Below are 15,929 nucleotides of genomic sequence, written 5' to 3' on the forward strand. Positions count from 1 at the left end.
GCCTTACTCTCGGCGCGCCTGCGCCCCGAACCGGACGATCGCGTCTTACAGTCGGTTGGTGACCGCGATGACATCAGTACCCGATCTCTTCCGTGAAGCCGTCGCGGCGTTGCAATCGGTCCGGCCCCGCCCGGAAGTCCAGCTGGAGACGATGCGCCCGCCGCAGCGCCTGGCACCGTGGTCCTACGCGGTGAGCTGCGAGGTCGAAGGGCCGGCGGACGTACTGGCGTCGGGGCGGCTGGTACTGCTGCACGATCCGGAGGGCCAGGAAGGCTGGGACGGAGTCCTGCGGCTGGTCATGTACGTCCGCGCCGAACTGGACCGGGAACTGGCGACCGATCCCTTCCTGCCCGCCGTCGGCTGGTCCTGGCTGACCGACGCGCTGGAGAGCTCCGGCGCGGAGTGGACGGCGCTGGGCGGCACGGTCACCGAAACGTCGTCGGCCCGCTTCGGCGACATCTCCGGCCCCGCGCGCACCGACGATCTGGAACTGCGGGCGTCCTGGACGCCGACGGACGCCGCGCTGCGGCCGCACGGGCAGGCCTTCTGTCAGGTGATGGCGAGCGTCGTCGGACTGCCGCCGGTCGGCGTGACGCTCTTCGAGCAGCGCCAGTCCTCCTGAGACCCCGGCCGTCCGTCCCGACACGCCGGATTCCCATCAATCGAGACATAGCATTCGGGTTATTTTGCGATTTCCGGCCAGCTAGTGCCGCTAGGAAAGCTGCCGATACTAAAGGTCCCTTGCTCCCCCGCCGGATCGGCGGCCGGAGTACGTGAAGGCCCCCTTCATTGCGCCTAGCGCAAGCAAGGGGGCCTTCACGTACTCACGAAGTATCCGCGAAGCGGCCGAGAGCGCCTTCGCTTACCCCATTCGCAAGCCCCTCAGGGCGTCCGTATGCCGCCGAGAGGCCCTTCGGGGCCATCTGGACTAGACCAGCCCCCACCTGCGCGGAGCCGTCCGCTCAGAGGTCTGGACCACCCCGTTCGTGCTACCCACCCTGTCACCGTCAGCAACAAGATCAAGTTCGCCGAAAACACCTCCGGGGACACCGCCGGACGCCTCCGGAGCGTTACGATCACGGTCACCCAGCGAAGCGATCATGACGCTGAGCGAAGTTGATCAAGCCCCATGCCGGAGGCGGTTTCCGGCCTCCGTCACACTGGCTTTCGAGGCTCCCGAGCAGAGGCACCGGCAGGTGCACGCCCCATCTGCACAGTCGGTTGGACCCCGGTAACCCCAGTGCATCGCGTTCTTTCGGCGATGCGTTAGCCACCGGCTGTGTACTAGCCCGATCGTGTTACAACGAACTCCCTGAGTAACTACTCGTTTGAGATAGATACCCATTCGATCCCCCCGTGAAGGCCTCAGGGCGGCTACAGTGCCATCGACGACACCACTTTCGGTCTAAAGCTGGCGCGGCTAAACGGCCGAAAGTCCCGGTGCCGGTCGGGGGGCACGACCGACTCCAGGGAGGTAGTGACGTGGCTACCGTCGGCATTTCTCAGGCCGTCCGATCCACGCCAGCCGGTTCATTGCCGGCGAGCATGGTTCCGCACCCGCGGGAAGAGCTGTTTTCCGTGTTGGTGGTCGATGACCACCCGCTGTTGAGGGAGGCAATCTCAGCAAGACTCGCACAGATGGGTGCGGGCACCGTCCACGAGGCCGCCACGGTGGCCGAGGCGAGGGCGCGAGCACAGGCCACCGGGCCTTGTGATCTGGCGATCCTCGATCTCGGACTGCCGGATGGCAGCGGCATCGAGCTGGTTACGGAACTCCGTAGCCACGGCTGGCCTCGGGTAGTGGTGCTCGCTTCATCAGACGACCCGTACGCGGTCAGGTCGGCGTTCCAGGCCGGCGCCCAGGCATACCTGCTCAAGTCGGCATCGCCGGTCGTAGTGACCGACGGCGTCCGCAGGGTGCTCGAGGGCGGCGTCTACGCGGACCCGAGCGTCGCACCGGTCCTGGCCACCGGCACCCGAGTCGCCGGCACCGACAACACCCCGCGCGAGCTTTCCGCGCGCGAGGTCGAGGTGCTGCAGCTCGTCGCCGACGGCCAGAGCAACAAGGAGATCGGTGAGGAACTCAGCCTCTCCGCTCTCACGGTGAAATCCCACCTCTCCCGCATCGGGCGCAAGCTCGGCACGGGTGACCGGGCTCAGATGGTGGCGCTGGCGATGCGTGCCGGTGTGATCCGCTGACAAAGGCGAACTGCCCTGCGGGGCGGGCGGACCAGGCGCGGCCCGCTCGTCCCGTAGGGTCTTCACCCATGGAAGGCGACCGACCCGGAGATCCGCAGGCAGACCCGAAGACCGGCACCGATGACACCGGTGGACCGGTTCTGCTGCGCGAGCCCGCCGAGGGCACTCCGCCGGTGATCGCCGACGCGACAGCCCTCGCTGAAGCCTGCGCGAAGATCGCGGGTGGCAGCGGGGCCATCGCCGTGGACACCGAACGCGCGTCCGGCTACCGGTACTGGCCGAAGGCCTATCTGGTCCAGCTGCGCCGCGAAGGTGCCGGCTCCTTCCTCATCGACCCCATTCCGCTCGAAGGGCAGCTCGCGCCCCTCGCGGAAGTGCTCAACGACGCCGAATGGGTGTTGCACGCGGCCTCTCAGGACCTGCCGTGCCTCGCCGAACTCGACCTGCACCCGAAGAGCCTGTTCGACACCGAACTCGCCGGACGGCTCGCCGGGTACGAACGGGTCGCCCTCGGCACCCTCGTCGAACTTCTCCTCGGCTACCAGCTGGAGAAGGGCCACAGCGCCGCCGACTGGTCGAAGCGCCCGCTTCCCGTCGACTGGCTGAACTACGCCGCCCTCGACGTCGAGCTGCTCATCGAACTGCGCGAGAAACTCGAAGCCGACCTCGCCGCCCAGGGCAAGCTCGAATGGGCCCAGCAGGAGTTCGAGGCCGTCCGCACCGCACCGCCGCCCGCCCCGCGGGCCGAACCGTGGCGCCGGACGTCGGGCGTGCACAAGATCCGCAGCGCCCGCGGCCTCGCCGCCGTGCGCGAACTGTGGCAGGCGCGGGACGAACTGGCCCGCAAACGTGACCGCGCGCCGAGCCGGATCCTGCCCGACAGCGCGATCATCAACGCCGTCACTGCGGACCCGAAGACCGTCGAGCAGCTGCAGGCGCTGCCTGTGTTCAGCGGCCGGGTCCAGCGCAAGTACACCGCGAGCTGGCTGCGGCATCTGCAGGCCGCCCGCGCGCTCCCCGCCGACGAACTGCCCACCCCCGCGCAGCAGACCGACGGCCCGCCGCCGGTGAACCGCTGGTCGGACAAGGACCCCGACGCGGCCGCCCGGCTCAGCGCCGCCCGTGCGGCGCTGGCCGCCATCGCCGAGGACCGGCGGCTGCCGGTGGAGAACCTGCTGCTGCCGGAACTGGTGCGCCGCACCTGCTGGCGGCCGCCCGCGGACCTGAGCGAGGACGCCGTCGCCCAGGTGCTCCGCGACGCCGGGGCCCGGCCGTGGCAGGTCGAGCTGACCGTGGCCGCGCTGAGCAAGGCCCTGCACGCCACGGCCGCCTCGGACTGACCGGGCTAGTCCTCCAGTAGCGCCCGCGCGGAGTCCCGCAGGGCGGCGTCCGGCTCCCCGAGACCGGCGAGCCTCAGTACGCCGTCGGCACCCTCGACGGCGTGCGCTTCGACGTCCAGATCCGGCTGGTCACGCCGGACGATCGCGATGCTCTCGACGAGCCCGAACACGAGGTCTGTCCGGATGCCGATCAGCTCGCCCGGGACCCCCGCCGCCGCGACGAGCGAGCCGTAGACGCGTTTGAGCTCCGCCCGCTCGGCCCGGAAGCGGGCCAGCCTCGGCGAGGAGATCTCGGGCAGCAGGTACAGGGCGCCGAGGTTGTGCCGTGCGCTGCCGAGCAGGTGGATGTCCGCGTAGGCGAGCGCCCACAGCCGCGTGCCGACCGGCGCGAGCTGGGCCGACAGCCCGCCCGCGACGTCCAGTGACGGCCGGACGGTGTCCTCCAGCAGCGCCGCGAGAATGTCCTCTTTGGACGGAAAGTGGTAGTAGAGCGACGCCTGGCGCAGACCCGCGCGTTCGGCGATGGCTCGGGTGGTCGTCGCCGCATACCCGGCGCCGGTGAACAGCTCCCCCGCGGCGTCCAGTACGGCGAGCCGCGCTTCCCGCTTGCTCGCCGCCGCGCCGCTGGCTCTCGGCCTTCCCACCCCGGTCGTTTTTGTCATCTATCCGATCCTGCCATTTCTCCGGGAAGATCTTTGTTACGTCCGGTGGTCGGCCCAGGTTACCGAATCCGGTATCTGTTAACACCGCGCTTACCCCGCGGAGATGAGAAGGATCCCGCATGCGCTTAATTTCGGTCAGCCGATCGAAATTCGGCCCTTCAGACAGGAGCCCCCGCGATGCCCTCCGAAGACCTTTCCGCCTTCGGTTACCGTCAAGAACTTCGCCGGACGCTGGGCGGTTTCTCCGCCTTCGCCGCCGGTTTCTCCTTCGTTTCCATCCTGACCACGGTCTTTCAGCTGTTCGCCTTCGGCTATTCCTTCGGGGACACGCTCTTCTTCTGGACATGGCCGCTGGTGATCGCCGGGCAATTGCTCGTCGCGCTCAACTTCGCCGAACTCGCCGCCCGATTCCCGCTGGCAGGATCGGTTTACCAGTGGGCGAAACACCTCTCCCCCGGATTCGCGGGGTGGCTCGCCGGCTGGATGATGCTGGTGGGCTGCGTCGTCGCGCTGGCGGGCGCGGCGATCGCGCTCCAGGTCGTCCTCCCGTCGGTCTGGAGCGGCTTCCAGCTCGTCGGCGGGGATCCGGCGATCACGTCGCCGACCGGGGCCAGCAACGCCGTCCTGCTCGGCACCCTGCTGATCATCGTCACCACCGCGATCAACGCGGGCGGCGTGCGGCTGATGGCGCGGATCAACGACATCGGGGTGGCGGCCGAACTCGTCGGCGTCCTCGTGCTGATCATCGGGCTCGCGTCGTTCGCGGTCCGCGGCCCGCAGGTCGTGCTCCAGCCCGCGGGCGAGAGCCCCGGCGTCGGCGGCGTTCTCGCTTCGGCGCTGATGGCCGCGTACGTCCTGTACGGTTTCGACACCGCCGCCTCCGTCGCCGAAGAGACCAAGAACGCGCGCCGCACCGCGCCGCGCGCCGTCCTCCGCGCGCTGTTGATCTCCGGGGTGGGCGGTCTCGCCGTCGTCATCACCGCGCTGATGGCGGCCCCGAGCCTGACCGACGGGCAGCTGGCCGGGAAAGGCCTGCCGTACGTGATCACGGCGGTCTTCGGTGACACGCTCGGCCGGGTCTTCCTCGCCGACGTCGCGATCGCCGTCGTCGTCTGCACCCTGACCATCCAGACCGGCACCGTCCGGTTGATCTACGCGATGGCCCGCGACGGCGCGCTTCCCGGCGCCAAACGCCTTTCCGCGGTGAACGCCCGCACCGGCACCCCGATCGCGCCCGCCGTGCTGTCCGGGCTGCTCGCGATCGGGCTGCTGCTGCTCAATCTCGGCAATCCGACCATTTTCAGCACCATCACCGGCACCTCGGTGGTCGTGGTCTACCTCGCCTATCTCCTGGTGACCGGACCGCTGCTGCTCCGGCGGCGTCAAGGCCGTTTCACCGCCGAACCAGGCCATTTCTCCCTGGGGCGATGGGCTATTCCGGTCAACGTGGCGGCAGTAGGGTACGGCGCGATGATGATCGTCAACATCGCCTGGCCACGAGCCGACATCTACGACCTGGCGGGCACCGGCTCCGTCTGGGTCCTGTTGTTCCCGATCGAGTTCGTCGGCGCCGCGCTGCTCACCGGCTACCTCTGCTGGCGCCGCCGCTCCGCGCTCACCACGGTTCCCGTCCCCGCGACCTGAAGGAAGGTTCCATGAGCACGACATCGACCACGTACGGCGCTCGCGACCACGCCCGTGCCCAGGCGGGCACGGTGACCGAAGCCATGCCTGCCATCCCCGCGTCCGGCTGGCCGGATCCGCCGTCCGGGATCGACCCGGCGAAGCTGGTCTGGGCCGAGACCGTCGCCGGCGGCGGCTACACCCACAAGGTCCTCGCCCGCGGCACCGAACTGCGGCTGACCGACGTCGACGGCGACGCCTGCGCGCATCTGCTGCTGTTCAACGCCGATCAACCGTGGGAGCGGCTGAACGTCGCCGACACGGTGAAGGTCCAGTGGAACGCCTATCTCGGCGAGTCGATCGCGCTGCTGTCGGACCAGGCGCGGGTGCTCGCGACCGTCGTCACCGACGAGAGCGGCAAGCACGACGCCCTCTGCGGAACGTCCACTGTGGACGGCAACGCCGAACGGTACGGTGACGGGAGCCCGCAGGGCGCCTCGCCGTCGGGGAACGCGTTGTTCACCCTCGCCGCGGCCAAACACGGCCTCGGCCCGCGCGATCTCCCGCCGAGCCTGTCCTTCTTCCAGGGCGTCCACGTCGAGACCGACGGCGGCCTGACCTTCACCGGTTCGGCCGGAGCGGGCAAGTCCGTAGTCCTGCGCACCGAACTCCCGGTCGTCGTCCTGATCGCCAACGTGGCGCATCCGCTCGACCCGCGCCCGGACTACACGGTCACCCCGCTGCGCGTCTTCGCCCAGCGAAGCGAACCATCCACACCGGACAGTCCTGAGTGGACAGCGTCACCCGAGGCACAGCGCGCCTTCGAGAACACCGCCGACTACCTCACCGCTAGGGGCCTGGCATGACCATCGTTTCCGACACCGAAGTAGCCGCGCGGGCACCGTATTCCACCGTGCTGCGCAAGGGCGAGACACTCGCGATCATCGACCTCGGCGGCAACCAGGCCGTCGACTTCCTCTGCTACGACGCGGCCGACACGGCGAAGAGATACAGCGCGGCGGCAACGATTTCGGCCCAGCGCAACATCTTCCTCACCACCGGCAGCGTACTGCGCACCGGCGAGGGCGCTCCGCTGCTGACCGTCGTCGCGGACACCTGCGGACGGCACGACACGATCGGCGGCGCCTGCAGCAAGGAGTCCAACAGCCTCCGCTACGGGCAGCACACGCGGTACCAGCACGCCTGTGTCGAGAACTTCCTGACCGAGGGCGCGAAATGGGGTCTCGGCAAACGGGATCTGGTCAGCAACGTCAACTGGTACATGAACGTGCCGGTCGAACAGGACGGCACGCTCGGTATCGTCGACGGCATCTCCGCGCCCGGCATGGAGGTAAAACTGCGTGCCGAAACCGACGTCCTGGTACTGGTGTCGAACTGCCCGCAGATCAACAACCCGTGCAACGGATTCGACCCGACTCCGGTCCGCATGATCGTCACCGGCGGTGACGCGTGAAACTGCTCGTCGCCAACCGGGGGGAAATCGCGGTCCGGATCATCCGGACCGCAAGGGAGATGGGCATTCCGACGGTCGCCGTCTATTCCGACGCCGACCGCACGGCCGCGCACGTACGGCTTGCCGACGAAGCCGTACGCCTCGGCCCGGCGCCGGCGAGGGAGAGCTACCTCCTCGCCGACGCCCTCATCGAAGCCGCGCTGAAGACCGGCGCGGACACGATCCATCCCGGCTACGGCTTCCTGTCCGAGGACGCCGCGTTCGCCAGGGCGGTGGAAGCGGCCGGCATCCGGTTCGCCGGTCCGGCAGCGGACCACCTTGAAGTCTTCGGCAGCAAGCACACCGCACGGGAGAAGGCCGTCGAGGCCGGTGTCCCGCTGCTGCCGGGCACCGGACTGCTGGACACCCTCGCCGACGCCGAGACTGCGGCCGCCTCGATCGGCTACCCGGTGATGCTCAAGGCCACCGGCGGTGGCGGCGGGATCGGCATGCGCGCCTGCGCCGGCATCGACGAGTTGCGCGACGCCTGGGACGCGGTGCAGAGCATCGCCGCCAAGAGCTTCTCGACCTCGGGCGTGTTCCTCGAACGGCTCGTGACCCACGCGCGGCACGTCGAGGTCCAGGTGTTCGGCGACGGCGCGGGTGAGGTGCTGGCGCTGGGCACGCGGGACTGCACGCTGCAGCGGCGCAATCAGAAGGTGCTCGAAGAGTGCCCCGCCCCGGGGCTTCCCGAAGCGGTGCGGGAGAAGCTGGTCTCGGCCGCCGTCGAACTCTGCGCTTCGGTGCGCTACCGGTCGGCCGGGACGGTCGAGTTCATCTACGACCCGGATCGTGAGGAAGCCGCGTTCCTCGAAGTCAACACGCGGCTGCAGGTCGAGCACCCGGTGACCGAGGCGGTCTATCGCATCGACCTCGTCGCATGGATGCTCCGGCTCGCCGACGGCGACACCGGGATGTTCGCCGGCACGCCGGAACCGCGCGGGCACGCCGTCGAGGTACGGGTCTACGCCGAGGATCCGGCCGCCGGGCACCGGCCGAGCGCGGGGCTGCTGACCCGCGCCGACTTCCCCGACGATGTCCGGGTCGACACCTGGGTCGAAGCCGGCGCGAAGGTGACGACGCATTACGACCCGCTGCTCGCCAAGGTGATCACCGTCGGCGCGGACCGCGCCGAAGCCCTAGCCGCGCTGGGCGCCGCGCTCGGCGAGAGCCGGGTGGACGGGGTGCGCACGAATCTCGGGCAGCTGCGCGCGGTCGCCGCGGATCGGCGGCTGCACGACGTCACGCACGACACCGCGACGCTCGACACGATCACCGATCCCGAACCGCGGATCGAGGTCCTGCGGGGCGGCACGATGACCACCGTCCAGGACTGGCCGGGACGGCTGGGGTTCTGGCACGTGGGTGTCCCGCCGAACGGGCCGATGGACGATCTGTCGCTGCGCCTGGGCAACCGCGCGCTCGGTAATCCCGAAGGCGCGCCGGGCCTGGAGTGCACTGTGGACGGTGTCTCGCTGAGGTTCACCGATGACGCAATCGTTTGCGTCACGGGATCCCCGTCCCCGGTCACCGTCGACGGCCGCGAAGTTCCCCAGTGGACGCCGGTCGAGGTGCCCGCCGGCAGCGTGCTCGACGTGGGCACCGGCACCGCCGGGCTCCGCGCGTACGTCCTCGTCCGTGGCGGGATCGACGTACCGGACTTCCTGGGAAGCGCGGCGACGTTCACGCTCGGCGGTTTCGGCGGGCACGCCGGTCGCGCGCTGGCGACCGGCGACGTCCTCTCCCCCGGGCCTGCTCCGGAGCACGCGGTCGCGGGCCCGGTCCCGGAGGCCGACCGCCCGGTGTTCGCGACGCACTGGGAGATCGGCGCGTCCGAGGGACCGCACGCCGCGCCGGAGTTCTTCACCCCGGACGACGTCGAGACGTTCTACGCGACCGACTGGGAGGTGCACTTCAACTCCGCCCGGACCGGTGTCCGGCTCGTCGGGCCCCGGCCACGCTGGGCGCGGGAAGACGGCGGCGAGGCGGGGCTGCACCCGTCGAACATCCACGACACGCCGTACGCGATCGGCGCCGTGGACTACACCGGCGACCTGCCGATCCTGCTGGGCCCGGACGGGCCGAGCCTCGGCGGGTTCGTCTGCCCGGCGACCGTGGTGACCGGGCAGCGCTGGAAGCTCGGCCAGCTGCGGCCGGGCGACACCGTGCGGTTCGTGCCGATCACCATCGAGCACGCCGGTGCGCTGCGCACCTCGCCGGGCGCGGCGGTCAAGGCGACCCGGAAGCCGATCGACGACGGCGGCATCCTCGGCCGTCTGTCCACATCGGACGAGAACCCCGAGGTCACCTACCGGCGCAGCGGCGACGACAACCTGCTGATCGAGTACGGGCCGATGAAACTCGACCTGGCCCTGCGGATGCGGGTCCACGCCCTCGCCGACCGGCTGGGCGCGGAAGGACTCGACGGCGTCGTCGACCTGACCCCGGGCATCCGCTCGCTGCAGGTCCATGTCGACCCGGACGTCCTGCCGGTCCCGAAACTGCTCGGGCTCGTGCAGGAGGTGGAGCACGATCTGCCGCGCACCGGCGATCTCGTGGTGCCGAGCCGCACCGTGCGGATGCCGTTGTCGTGGGACGACCCGGCGACGCGCGAGGCGATCGAGCGGTACATGGCGGGGGTGCGCGACGACGCGCCGTGGTGCCCGTGGAACATCGAGTTCATCCGGCGCGTCAACGGTCTGTCCAGTGTGGACGACGTCTACCGCACGGTGTTCGACGCGGAATATCTGGTGCTGGGCCTCGGCGACGTCTATCTCGGCGCGCCGGTGGCCACTCCGCTGGACCCGCGGCACCGGCTGGTCACCACCAAGTACAACCCGGCACGCACGTGGACGGCGGAGAACTCGGTCGGCATCGGCGGTTCGTATCTCTGCATCTACGGGATGGAGGGCCCCGGCGGATACCAGTTCGTCGGGCGGACCGTGCAGGTGTGGAGCGGCTGGCGGCAGCGTGGCTCCTTCGAACCGGGTTCACCCTGGCTGCTGCGGTTCTTCGACCGGATCTCCTGGTACCCGGTGACCGCCGAGGAACTGCTGGACCTGCGGGCCCAGAGCTCGGCGGGGGAACTGGAACTCGACATCACCGACGGCGAGTTCGCGCTGGCGGATCACGAGCGGTTCCTGGCCGACAACGCCGCCGACATCGCCGCGTTCCGGGAGAAGCAGAGCGCGGCGTTCGAGGCCGAGCGGCAGGCCTGGGCGGCGGCGGGCGAGTTCGACCCGCGGCCGGAACCGACCGGGGCGAAGGTCCCGACCACGAAGGTCGAGGCCCCGCCCGGTGGGCACGTCGTCGAGGCGCCGTTCGCCGCGACCGTGTGGCGAGTGGACGTCGAGCCCGGCAAGAAGGTGGGTGCGGAGGAGACGCTGGTGATCCTCGAAGCGATGAAGACCGAGGCGCGGATCCCCGCGCCCGCCGCCGGGGAGGTCGTCGACGTGCTCGTCTCGCCCGGCTATCAGGTCGCCCCCGGCACGCCGCTGGTGGTTCTGGGAAGGAGCGCGGGATGAGCGTGACGGAGCGGGTGCGCGCCGCGTATCACCGGATCGCACGGGTCGACCGGCCCGAGATCTGGATCGACCTGCGCCCCGAAGCGGACGTGCTCGCCGACGCGGAGAACCTGGATGCTCGTCGCGCGGCCGGGGAATCCTTGCCGCTGTACGGGAAACTCGCCGCGGTCAAGGGCAACATCGACGTCGCCGGGCTGCCGACGACGGCGGCCTGCCCCGAGTACGCGTACCTGCCGGGTGAGGACGCGCCGGTGGTGGCGCGGCTGCGCGCGGCCGGGGCGCTGATCCTCGGCACGACCAATCTGGACCAGTTCGCGACCGGGCTGGTCGGCACGCGCAGTCCGCACGGCGCGGTCCGGAACGCGATCGACCCGGCGTACGTGTCGGGCGGGTCGAGTTCGGGGTCGGCGGTCGCGGTGGCGCTCGGGATCGCGGATCTCGCGCTGGGCACCGACACCGCGGGCTCCGGCCGGGTCCCGGCGGCGTTCAACGGGATCGTCGGCCTGAAACCGACGCGGGGGCTGCTGCCGACGACCGGTGTCGTGCCCGCGTGCGCGAGCATCGACTGCGTGACCGTGTTCGCGCGGACGGTCGACGAGGCGACGGCCGCGTTCGCCTGCCTGAGCGAGCCCCGGGACCTCCCGGTCGTGCACCGTCCTTTCCGGATCGGTGTACCTCTGGAGCTGGGGCCTCTCCAGGACGGCTGGGCCGAAGCGTTCACCGCCGCGGCTCGCTCTTTTGGCGAGGCGGGCGCGGAGCTGGTCACTGTCGACATATCGCCGTTCCTGGCCGCGGCGCGCCTGCTGTACGAGGGCGCTTTCGTGGCCGAGCGGTATTCGGCGGCAGGCGAATTCATCGACGCGCACCCGGACGCCGTGGATCCGGCCGTGCGGCAGATCATCAGTGCGGCCAAGGACATCCCGGCGCACCGGGTGTTCAGTGACCTCGCGACACTCAGCGGTCTCTCACAGGAAGCGTCCGCCGTTCTGTCCTCTGTGGACTGCGTTCTGCTGCCCACGACGACGGAGCATCCGACGATCGCCGAGGTCGAGGCCGATCCGCTGGGCGTGAACGCCCGGCTGGGCCGGTTCACGAACTCGACGAACCTGCTGGGCCTGTCGTCGCTGGCCGTGCCCGCCGGGACCGTCGGCGGGCTGCCGTTCGGGGTGATGCTGGTCGGTGCCGCGAACGCCGACCGGATCCTCGCCGACGTCGCCCGCCTGGTGCCGCGGCGGACGCGGATCGCCGTCGTCGGCGCGCATCTGCGCGGACAGCCGCTGAACCACGAACTGACGTCACGGGGTGGCCGGTTCGTCGCGGCGGGGCCGACGGCGGCCGAGTACCGGCTGTACGCGCTGGACACCGTGCCGCCCAAGCCCGGTCTCGTGCGGGTCGGCCCGGGTGGCTCTGACGGCCCTGACGGCTCTGCGATCGAAGCCGAGGTCTGGGACCTGCCCATGGCCGGGTTCGGCGAGTTCGTGGCGGGCGTTCCGGCGCCGCTGGCGATCGGGAAGGTGCGGCTGGCCGACGGGAGCGAGGTGTCCGGGTTCGTTTGTGAACCGGCCGCGGTGGAGGGGGCGGAGGACATCACGTCGTACGGAGGGTGGCTCGGGTACCTGAGCCGCTGAGCCTCCGGTCGTGAGTGAAAGTGTCGTTAGAACGGCCCAAAGCACTCACGACCACCTGGACCGACTCGGTACCGGCGCTCGCCCACCTGCGGTACATGAAGGCCCCCTTCCTTGCGCTAGGCGCAAGGAAGGGGGCCTTCATGTACCTCACAAGGCGTGAAGGTCGAGTTTCCTCGGCTGAGCCGAGGGAAGGGGTCCTTCACTACCTTCAGGGTAGGCAAGGAGGCCTTCACGGACCAACGGTCAGACCACCTGGACCAGCGTGTTTCCGGTTTGGTTGGCTTGCCGCGGCATTCTGGGAACAACGTCACAAACCCTGGCGGCCCGCCAGGCGCGAGGTAGCTTCGGAGTGGTGTCCACCACATCCACCTCCAGCCGCAGGACCGCGATCAGCGTGCTCGTGGCGCTGGGCCTCGTCGGGATCGCGATGGTGACGCTGGGCGCCACAGGCTTCGCAGTCAAGCAGGTGAACGGGCAGCCGCTCGCGATCCTCGAAGAGGTCCCCGGCCCTGATTCCGGCCCGACGTGCGCCGTCGACAAACGGTACGTCGACGAGGCGACCTCCGGTATGCGCCCGGATGTGGTCGAGGCGTGGAAAGCCCTGCTCGCCAAGGCCAAGGCGCAGAACATCACCCTCTGCGTGAACGACGGCAAACGCAGCCGGGCCCAGCAGCAGCGCGAGTTCGACAAGGCCGTCGAGCGGTTCGGTTCCGTGGAGCAGGCCAAGAAGTGGGCGCTGCAGCCGGAGACGTCCATGCACGTCAAGGGAATCGCCGTCGACATCCAGCCGCTGAACTCGGCCTCCTGGGTGGACAAGAACGGCGGCGCGCTCGGCTGGTGCCGCCGCTACGACAACGAGAAGTGGCACTTCGAGTACGACCCGGCCTGGATCACCGGCGGCTGTCCCGCCCTGCTCCCCAGCGCCACCGGCAACTAACGCGCTACTCGCGTGATCGGACGCGGGACTCGCGTGCTTGAAGGCGGAACTCGTCCAAGCACGTGAGTTCCGGCTCCAAGCACGTGAGTTCCGCCTTCAGACACGCGAGATACGGCTCCGAACACGCGCGTTCCGGGTTCCGTCACGCTAGCTTCTCGGCCACGTACTTCGCGGCCTCCGCGAGCAACGCCTGGTCGTACGGAGCGTCTTTCGCCGCCTTGCTGGACATGACGGCCAGGACGATCGGTGCCTTGCCCGGCGGCCACACGACGGCGATGTCGTTCAGCGTTCCGTAGTCACCGGTCCCGGTCTTGTCGGCGATGGTCCAGCCGGGCGGCAGGCCCGCGCGGATCCGTTCGGCGCCGGTGGCGTTGCGCTGGAGCAGATCGCGGAGGAAGTCGCGTTTGCCGCTCTCCAGCGTGTCACCCAGCAGGATCCGCTGATAGTCGGTCCCGAACGCCCGCGGCGTGGTGGTGTCGCGCGGATCGCCCGGGGTGGCCTCGGTGATCAGCGGTTCGATCCGGTCCATGCGCGTGACGGTGTCGCCGAGGCCGCGGGTGAACGCCGTCAGTTCGGCGGGGCCGCCCAGATCCCGCAGCAGCAGGTTGCCCGCCGTGCCGTCGCTGTACCGGATGGCGGCGTCGCACAGCTGGCGGATCGTCATCCCGGTCGCCACGTGCTGTCCGGTGACCGGGGCGTGCTTCATCAGGTCGTCCCGGGAGTAGCTGACCCGGGTTTCCAGGTGTGACAACGGATTGCGCTGCAGGACCGCGGCGGCCGCGACCCCTTTGAACGTCGAGCAGAACGCGAACCGCTCGTCCGCGCGGTGCTCGATCGTGCCACCGCCCCCGGTGTCGAGTGCGTACACGCCGAGCCTCGCGTCGAACTTCTTCTCCAGCTCCAGCAACCGATCGTGGAACTGCCGGGTGGACGACGGCGGCGGTGGCGGCGGCGGTGGCGGCACGGGGTCGGACGACGGCGGCGGCGAGGTCGCGCGGGTGCAGGCGGCCAGCGGCACGAGGACCGCCATCCCCAGAAGCGCACGACGGGTGACGGCCGGCCCCGGCGTAGTCATCGTGATCCCTCCCCCTGATCACTTCGAACATAGCAACTTCTCCACGCCGGCCGGATCGGCCAAGCGGCCGAGGACCGCGCCCCGCTCGGACACGGGAGTGTGCCTTCCCCCACTCGACCGGGCCACCAACCTGGTTACCGACGGGTAACCGGGGCTAGGGTGCGGTCAGGACTACCTCTACTTCAGGAGCATTCGTGGCCGCAGGAGCAACACCGCTCGCGCCGAACGCGCGGTCGGTACGCAATGTCGCCTTCGTCGAAGGGGTGCGAACGCCCTTCGGCAAGGCAGGCGAAAAGGGCATGTACGCCGGCACCCGTGCCGACGACCTCGTCGTCAACGCCATCCGTGAACTGCTGCGCCGGCACCCTGAGCTGCCGCCGGAGCGCGTCGACGAGGTGGCGATCGCCGCCACCACCCAGATCGGGGACCAGGGCCTGACCATCGGCCGCACCGCCGCGCTGCTCGCGGGCCTGCCGAAGTCGGTGCCCGGATTCGCGCTGGACCGGATGTGCGCGGGCGCGATGACCGCGGTCACCACGACCGCGAGCGGGATCGGTTTCGGCGCTTACGACATCGCCATCGCCGGCGGCGTCGAGCACATGGGCCGCCACCCGATGGGCGAGGGCGTGGACCCGAACCCGCGCATCATCGCCGACAAGCTGGTCGACCCGACGGCACTCGTCATGGGCCAGACCGCGGAGAACCTGCACGACCGGTTCCCGGCGATCACCAAGCAGCGCACCGACGCCTTCGCCGCGCGCAGCCAGGAGAAGTACGCCGAGGCCGTGAAGACCGGCAAGATCGGCCCCGAGCTGGTCCCGGTCGCCACCCGCTCGAAGGAACTGGGCTGGGGTCTCGCTACCGAGGACGAGCCGCCGCGCCCGGGCACCACCGTCGAGCAGCTCGCCGGGCTGAAGACGCCGTTCCGCCCGCACGGCCGGATCACCGCGGGCAACGCGGCCGGTCTCAACGACGGCGCCACCGCGGCGCTGCTCGCCGACGAGGACACCGCCCGCGAACTCGGCCTGCCGATCGGCATGCGCCTGGTGGGCTACTCCTTCGCCGGTGTCGAGCCGGAGGTCATGGGCATCGGCCCGGTGCCCGCCACCGAGAAGCTGTTCGCGCGCACCGGCCTGTCGATCGACGACATCGGCCTGTTCGAGATCAACGAGGCGTTCGCCGTCCAGGTGCTCGCGTTCCTCGACCACTTCGGCATCGCCGACGACGATCCCCGCGTCAACCAGTGGGGCGGCGCGATCGCCTGCGGTCACCCGCTCGCGTCCTCCGGGGTCCGGCTGATGACGCAGCTTTCGCGTCAGTTCGCCGAGCGCCCCGACGTGCGCTACGGCCTGACCACCATGTGCATCGGCATCGGCATGGGCGGCACCGTCATTTGGGAGAACCCGGCGTTCGAGGGGGCCAAGTAGC

The 15,929-nt window shown here is 70.0% G+C and carries 12 protein-coding genes; 10 read left to right on the forward strand and 2 right to left on the reverse strand.

Annotated features, from left to right (window positions below; translation table 11 throughout):
- Window positions 1-58: 58 nt before the first annotated feature.
- The 3 genes from IE302_RS10350 (at window position 59) to IE302_RS10360 (ending at window position 3,539) form a co-directional block, all read left to right on the forward strand.
- Entirely contained in the window at window positions 59-622 is a 564-nt protein-coding gene (locus IE302_RS10350) for a DUF3000 domain-containing protein (protein WP_005156989.1), read from the forward strand.
- Window positions 623-1,482: 860 nt separating this feature from the next.
- Window positions 1,483-2,199, forward strand: coding sequence for a response regulator transcription factor (locus tag IE302_RS10355; protein ID WP_034318331.1), 717 nt, complete (start codon window positions 1,483-1,485; stop codon window positions 2,197-2,199).
- Between the two features lie 68 nt (window positions 2,200-2,267).
- On the forward strand, window positions 2,268-3,539 hold the full coding sequence (locus tag IE302_RS10360; protein WP_191254189.1) for a ribonuclease D: 1,272 nt from the start codon (window positions 2,268-2,270) through the stop codon (window positions 3,537-3,539).
- 5 nt (window positions 3,540-3,544) lie between these two features.
- Here the strand turns inward: IE302_RS10360 and IE302_RS10365 are convergent, their stop codons facing one another.
- Window positions 3,545-4,201: a TetR/AcrR family transcriptional regulator gene (locus tag IE302_RS10365; RefSeq protein WP_191254190.1), complete on the reverse strand. Its 657-nt coding sequence runs from the start codon at window positions 4,199-4,201 to the stop codon at window positions 3,545-3,547.
- A gap of 177 nt (window positions 4,202-4,378) precedes the next feature.
- Here IE302_RS10365 and IE302_RS10370 point away from each other — a divergent pair, with 177 nt between their 5' ends.
- The 6 genes from IE302_RS10370 to IE302_RS10395 all read left to right on the forward strand — a co-directional run bounded on the left by IE302_RS10370 (window position 4,379) and on the right by IE302_RS10395 (window position 13,426).
- Window positions 4,379-5,845, forward strand: a complete 1,467-nt coding sequence (locus IE302_RS10370) for an amino acid permease (protein ID WP_191254192.1) — start codon at window positions 4,379-4,381, stop codon at window positions 5,843-5,845.
- A gap of 11 nt (window positions 5,846-5,856) precedes the next feature.
- Window positions 5,857-6,690, forward strand: coding sequence for an urea amidolyase associated protein UAAP1 (locus IE302_RS10375; RefSeq protein ID WP_191254194.1), 834 nt, complete (start codon window positions 5,857-5,859; stop codon window positions 6,688-6,690).
- Entirely contained in the window at window positions 6,687-7,298 is a 612-nt protein-coding gene (locus IE302_RS10380; RefSeq protein ID WP_191254196.1) for an urea amidolyase associated protein UAAP2, read from the forward strand. The genes IE302_RS10375 and IE302_RS10380 overlap by 4 nt, the downstream gene beginning before the upstream one ends.
- Complete coding sequence (gene uca / locus IE302_RS10385; RefSeq protein WP_191254198.1) at window positions 7,295-10,861, forward strand: urea carboxylase; 3,567 nt, start codon at window positions 7,295-7,297, stop codon at window positions 10,859-10,861. The genes IE302_RS10380 and uca overlap by 4 nt, the downstream gene beginning before the upstream one ends.
- Window positions 10,858-12,489 (forward strand): allophanate hydrolase, encoded by a 1,632-nt coding sequence (locus tag IE302_RS10390; RefSeq protein ID WP_191254200.1) that lies wholly within the window; start codon window positions 10,858-10,860, stop codon window positions 12,487-12,489. Before uca ends, IE302_RS10390 begins: the two co-directional genes overlap by 4 nt.
- Before the next feature lie 349 nt (window positions 12,490-12,838).
- A complete protein-coding gene (locus IE302_RS10395; RefSeq protein WP_191254202.1) occupies window positions 12,839-13,426 on the forward strand; it encodes a D-alanyl-D-alanine carboxypeptidase family protein in 588 nt (195 codons plus the stop codon).
- 142 nt (window positions 13,427-13,568) lie between these two features.
- Here IE302_RS10395 and bla read toward each other — a convergent pair whose 3' ends face one another.
- Window positions 13,569-14,501 (reverse strand): class A beta-lactamase, encoded by a 933-nt coding sequence (gene bla, locus IE302_RS10400; RefSeq protein ID WP_191254204.1) that lies wholly within the window; start codon window positions 14,499-14,501, stop codon window positions 13,569-13,571.
- Between the two features lie 194 nt (window positions 14,502-14,695).
- Here bla and IE302_RS10405 point away from each other — a divergent pair, with 194 nt between their 5' ends.
- Window positions 14,696-15,928 carry a thiolase family protein gene (locus IE302_RS10405; protein WP_005156956.1) on the forward strand — a complete coding sequence of 411 codons (1,233 nt, stop codon included), beginning with the start codon at window positions 14,696-14,698 and terminating at the stop codon, window positions 15,926-15,928.
- Window position 15,929 lies beyond the last annotated feature (1 nt).

This window comes from Amycolatopsis oliviviridis, assembly GCF_014654365.1.
Taxonomy (GTDB): Bacteria; Actinomycetota; Actinomycetes; order Mycobacteriales; family Pseudonocardiaceae; genus Amycolatopsis; species Amycolatopsis oliviviridis.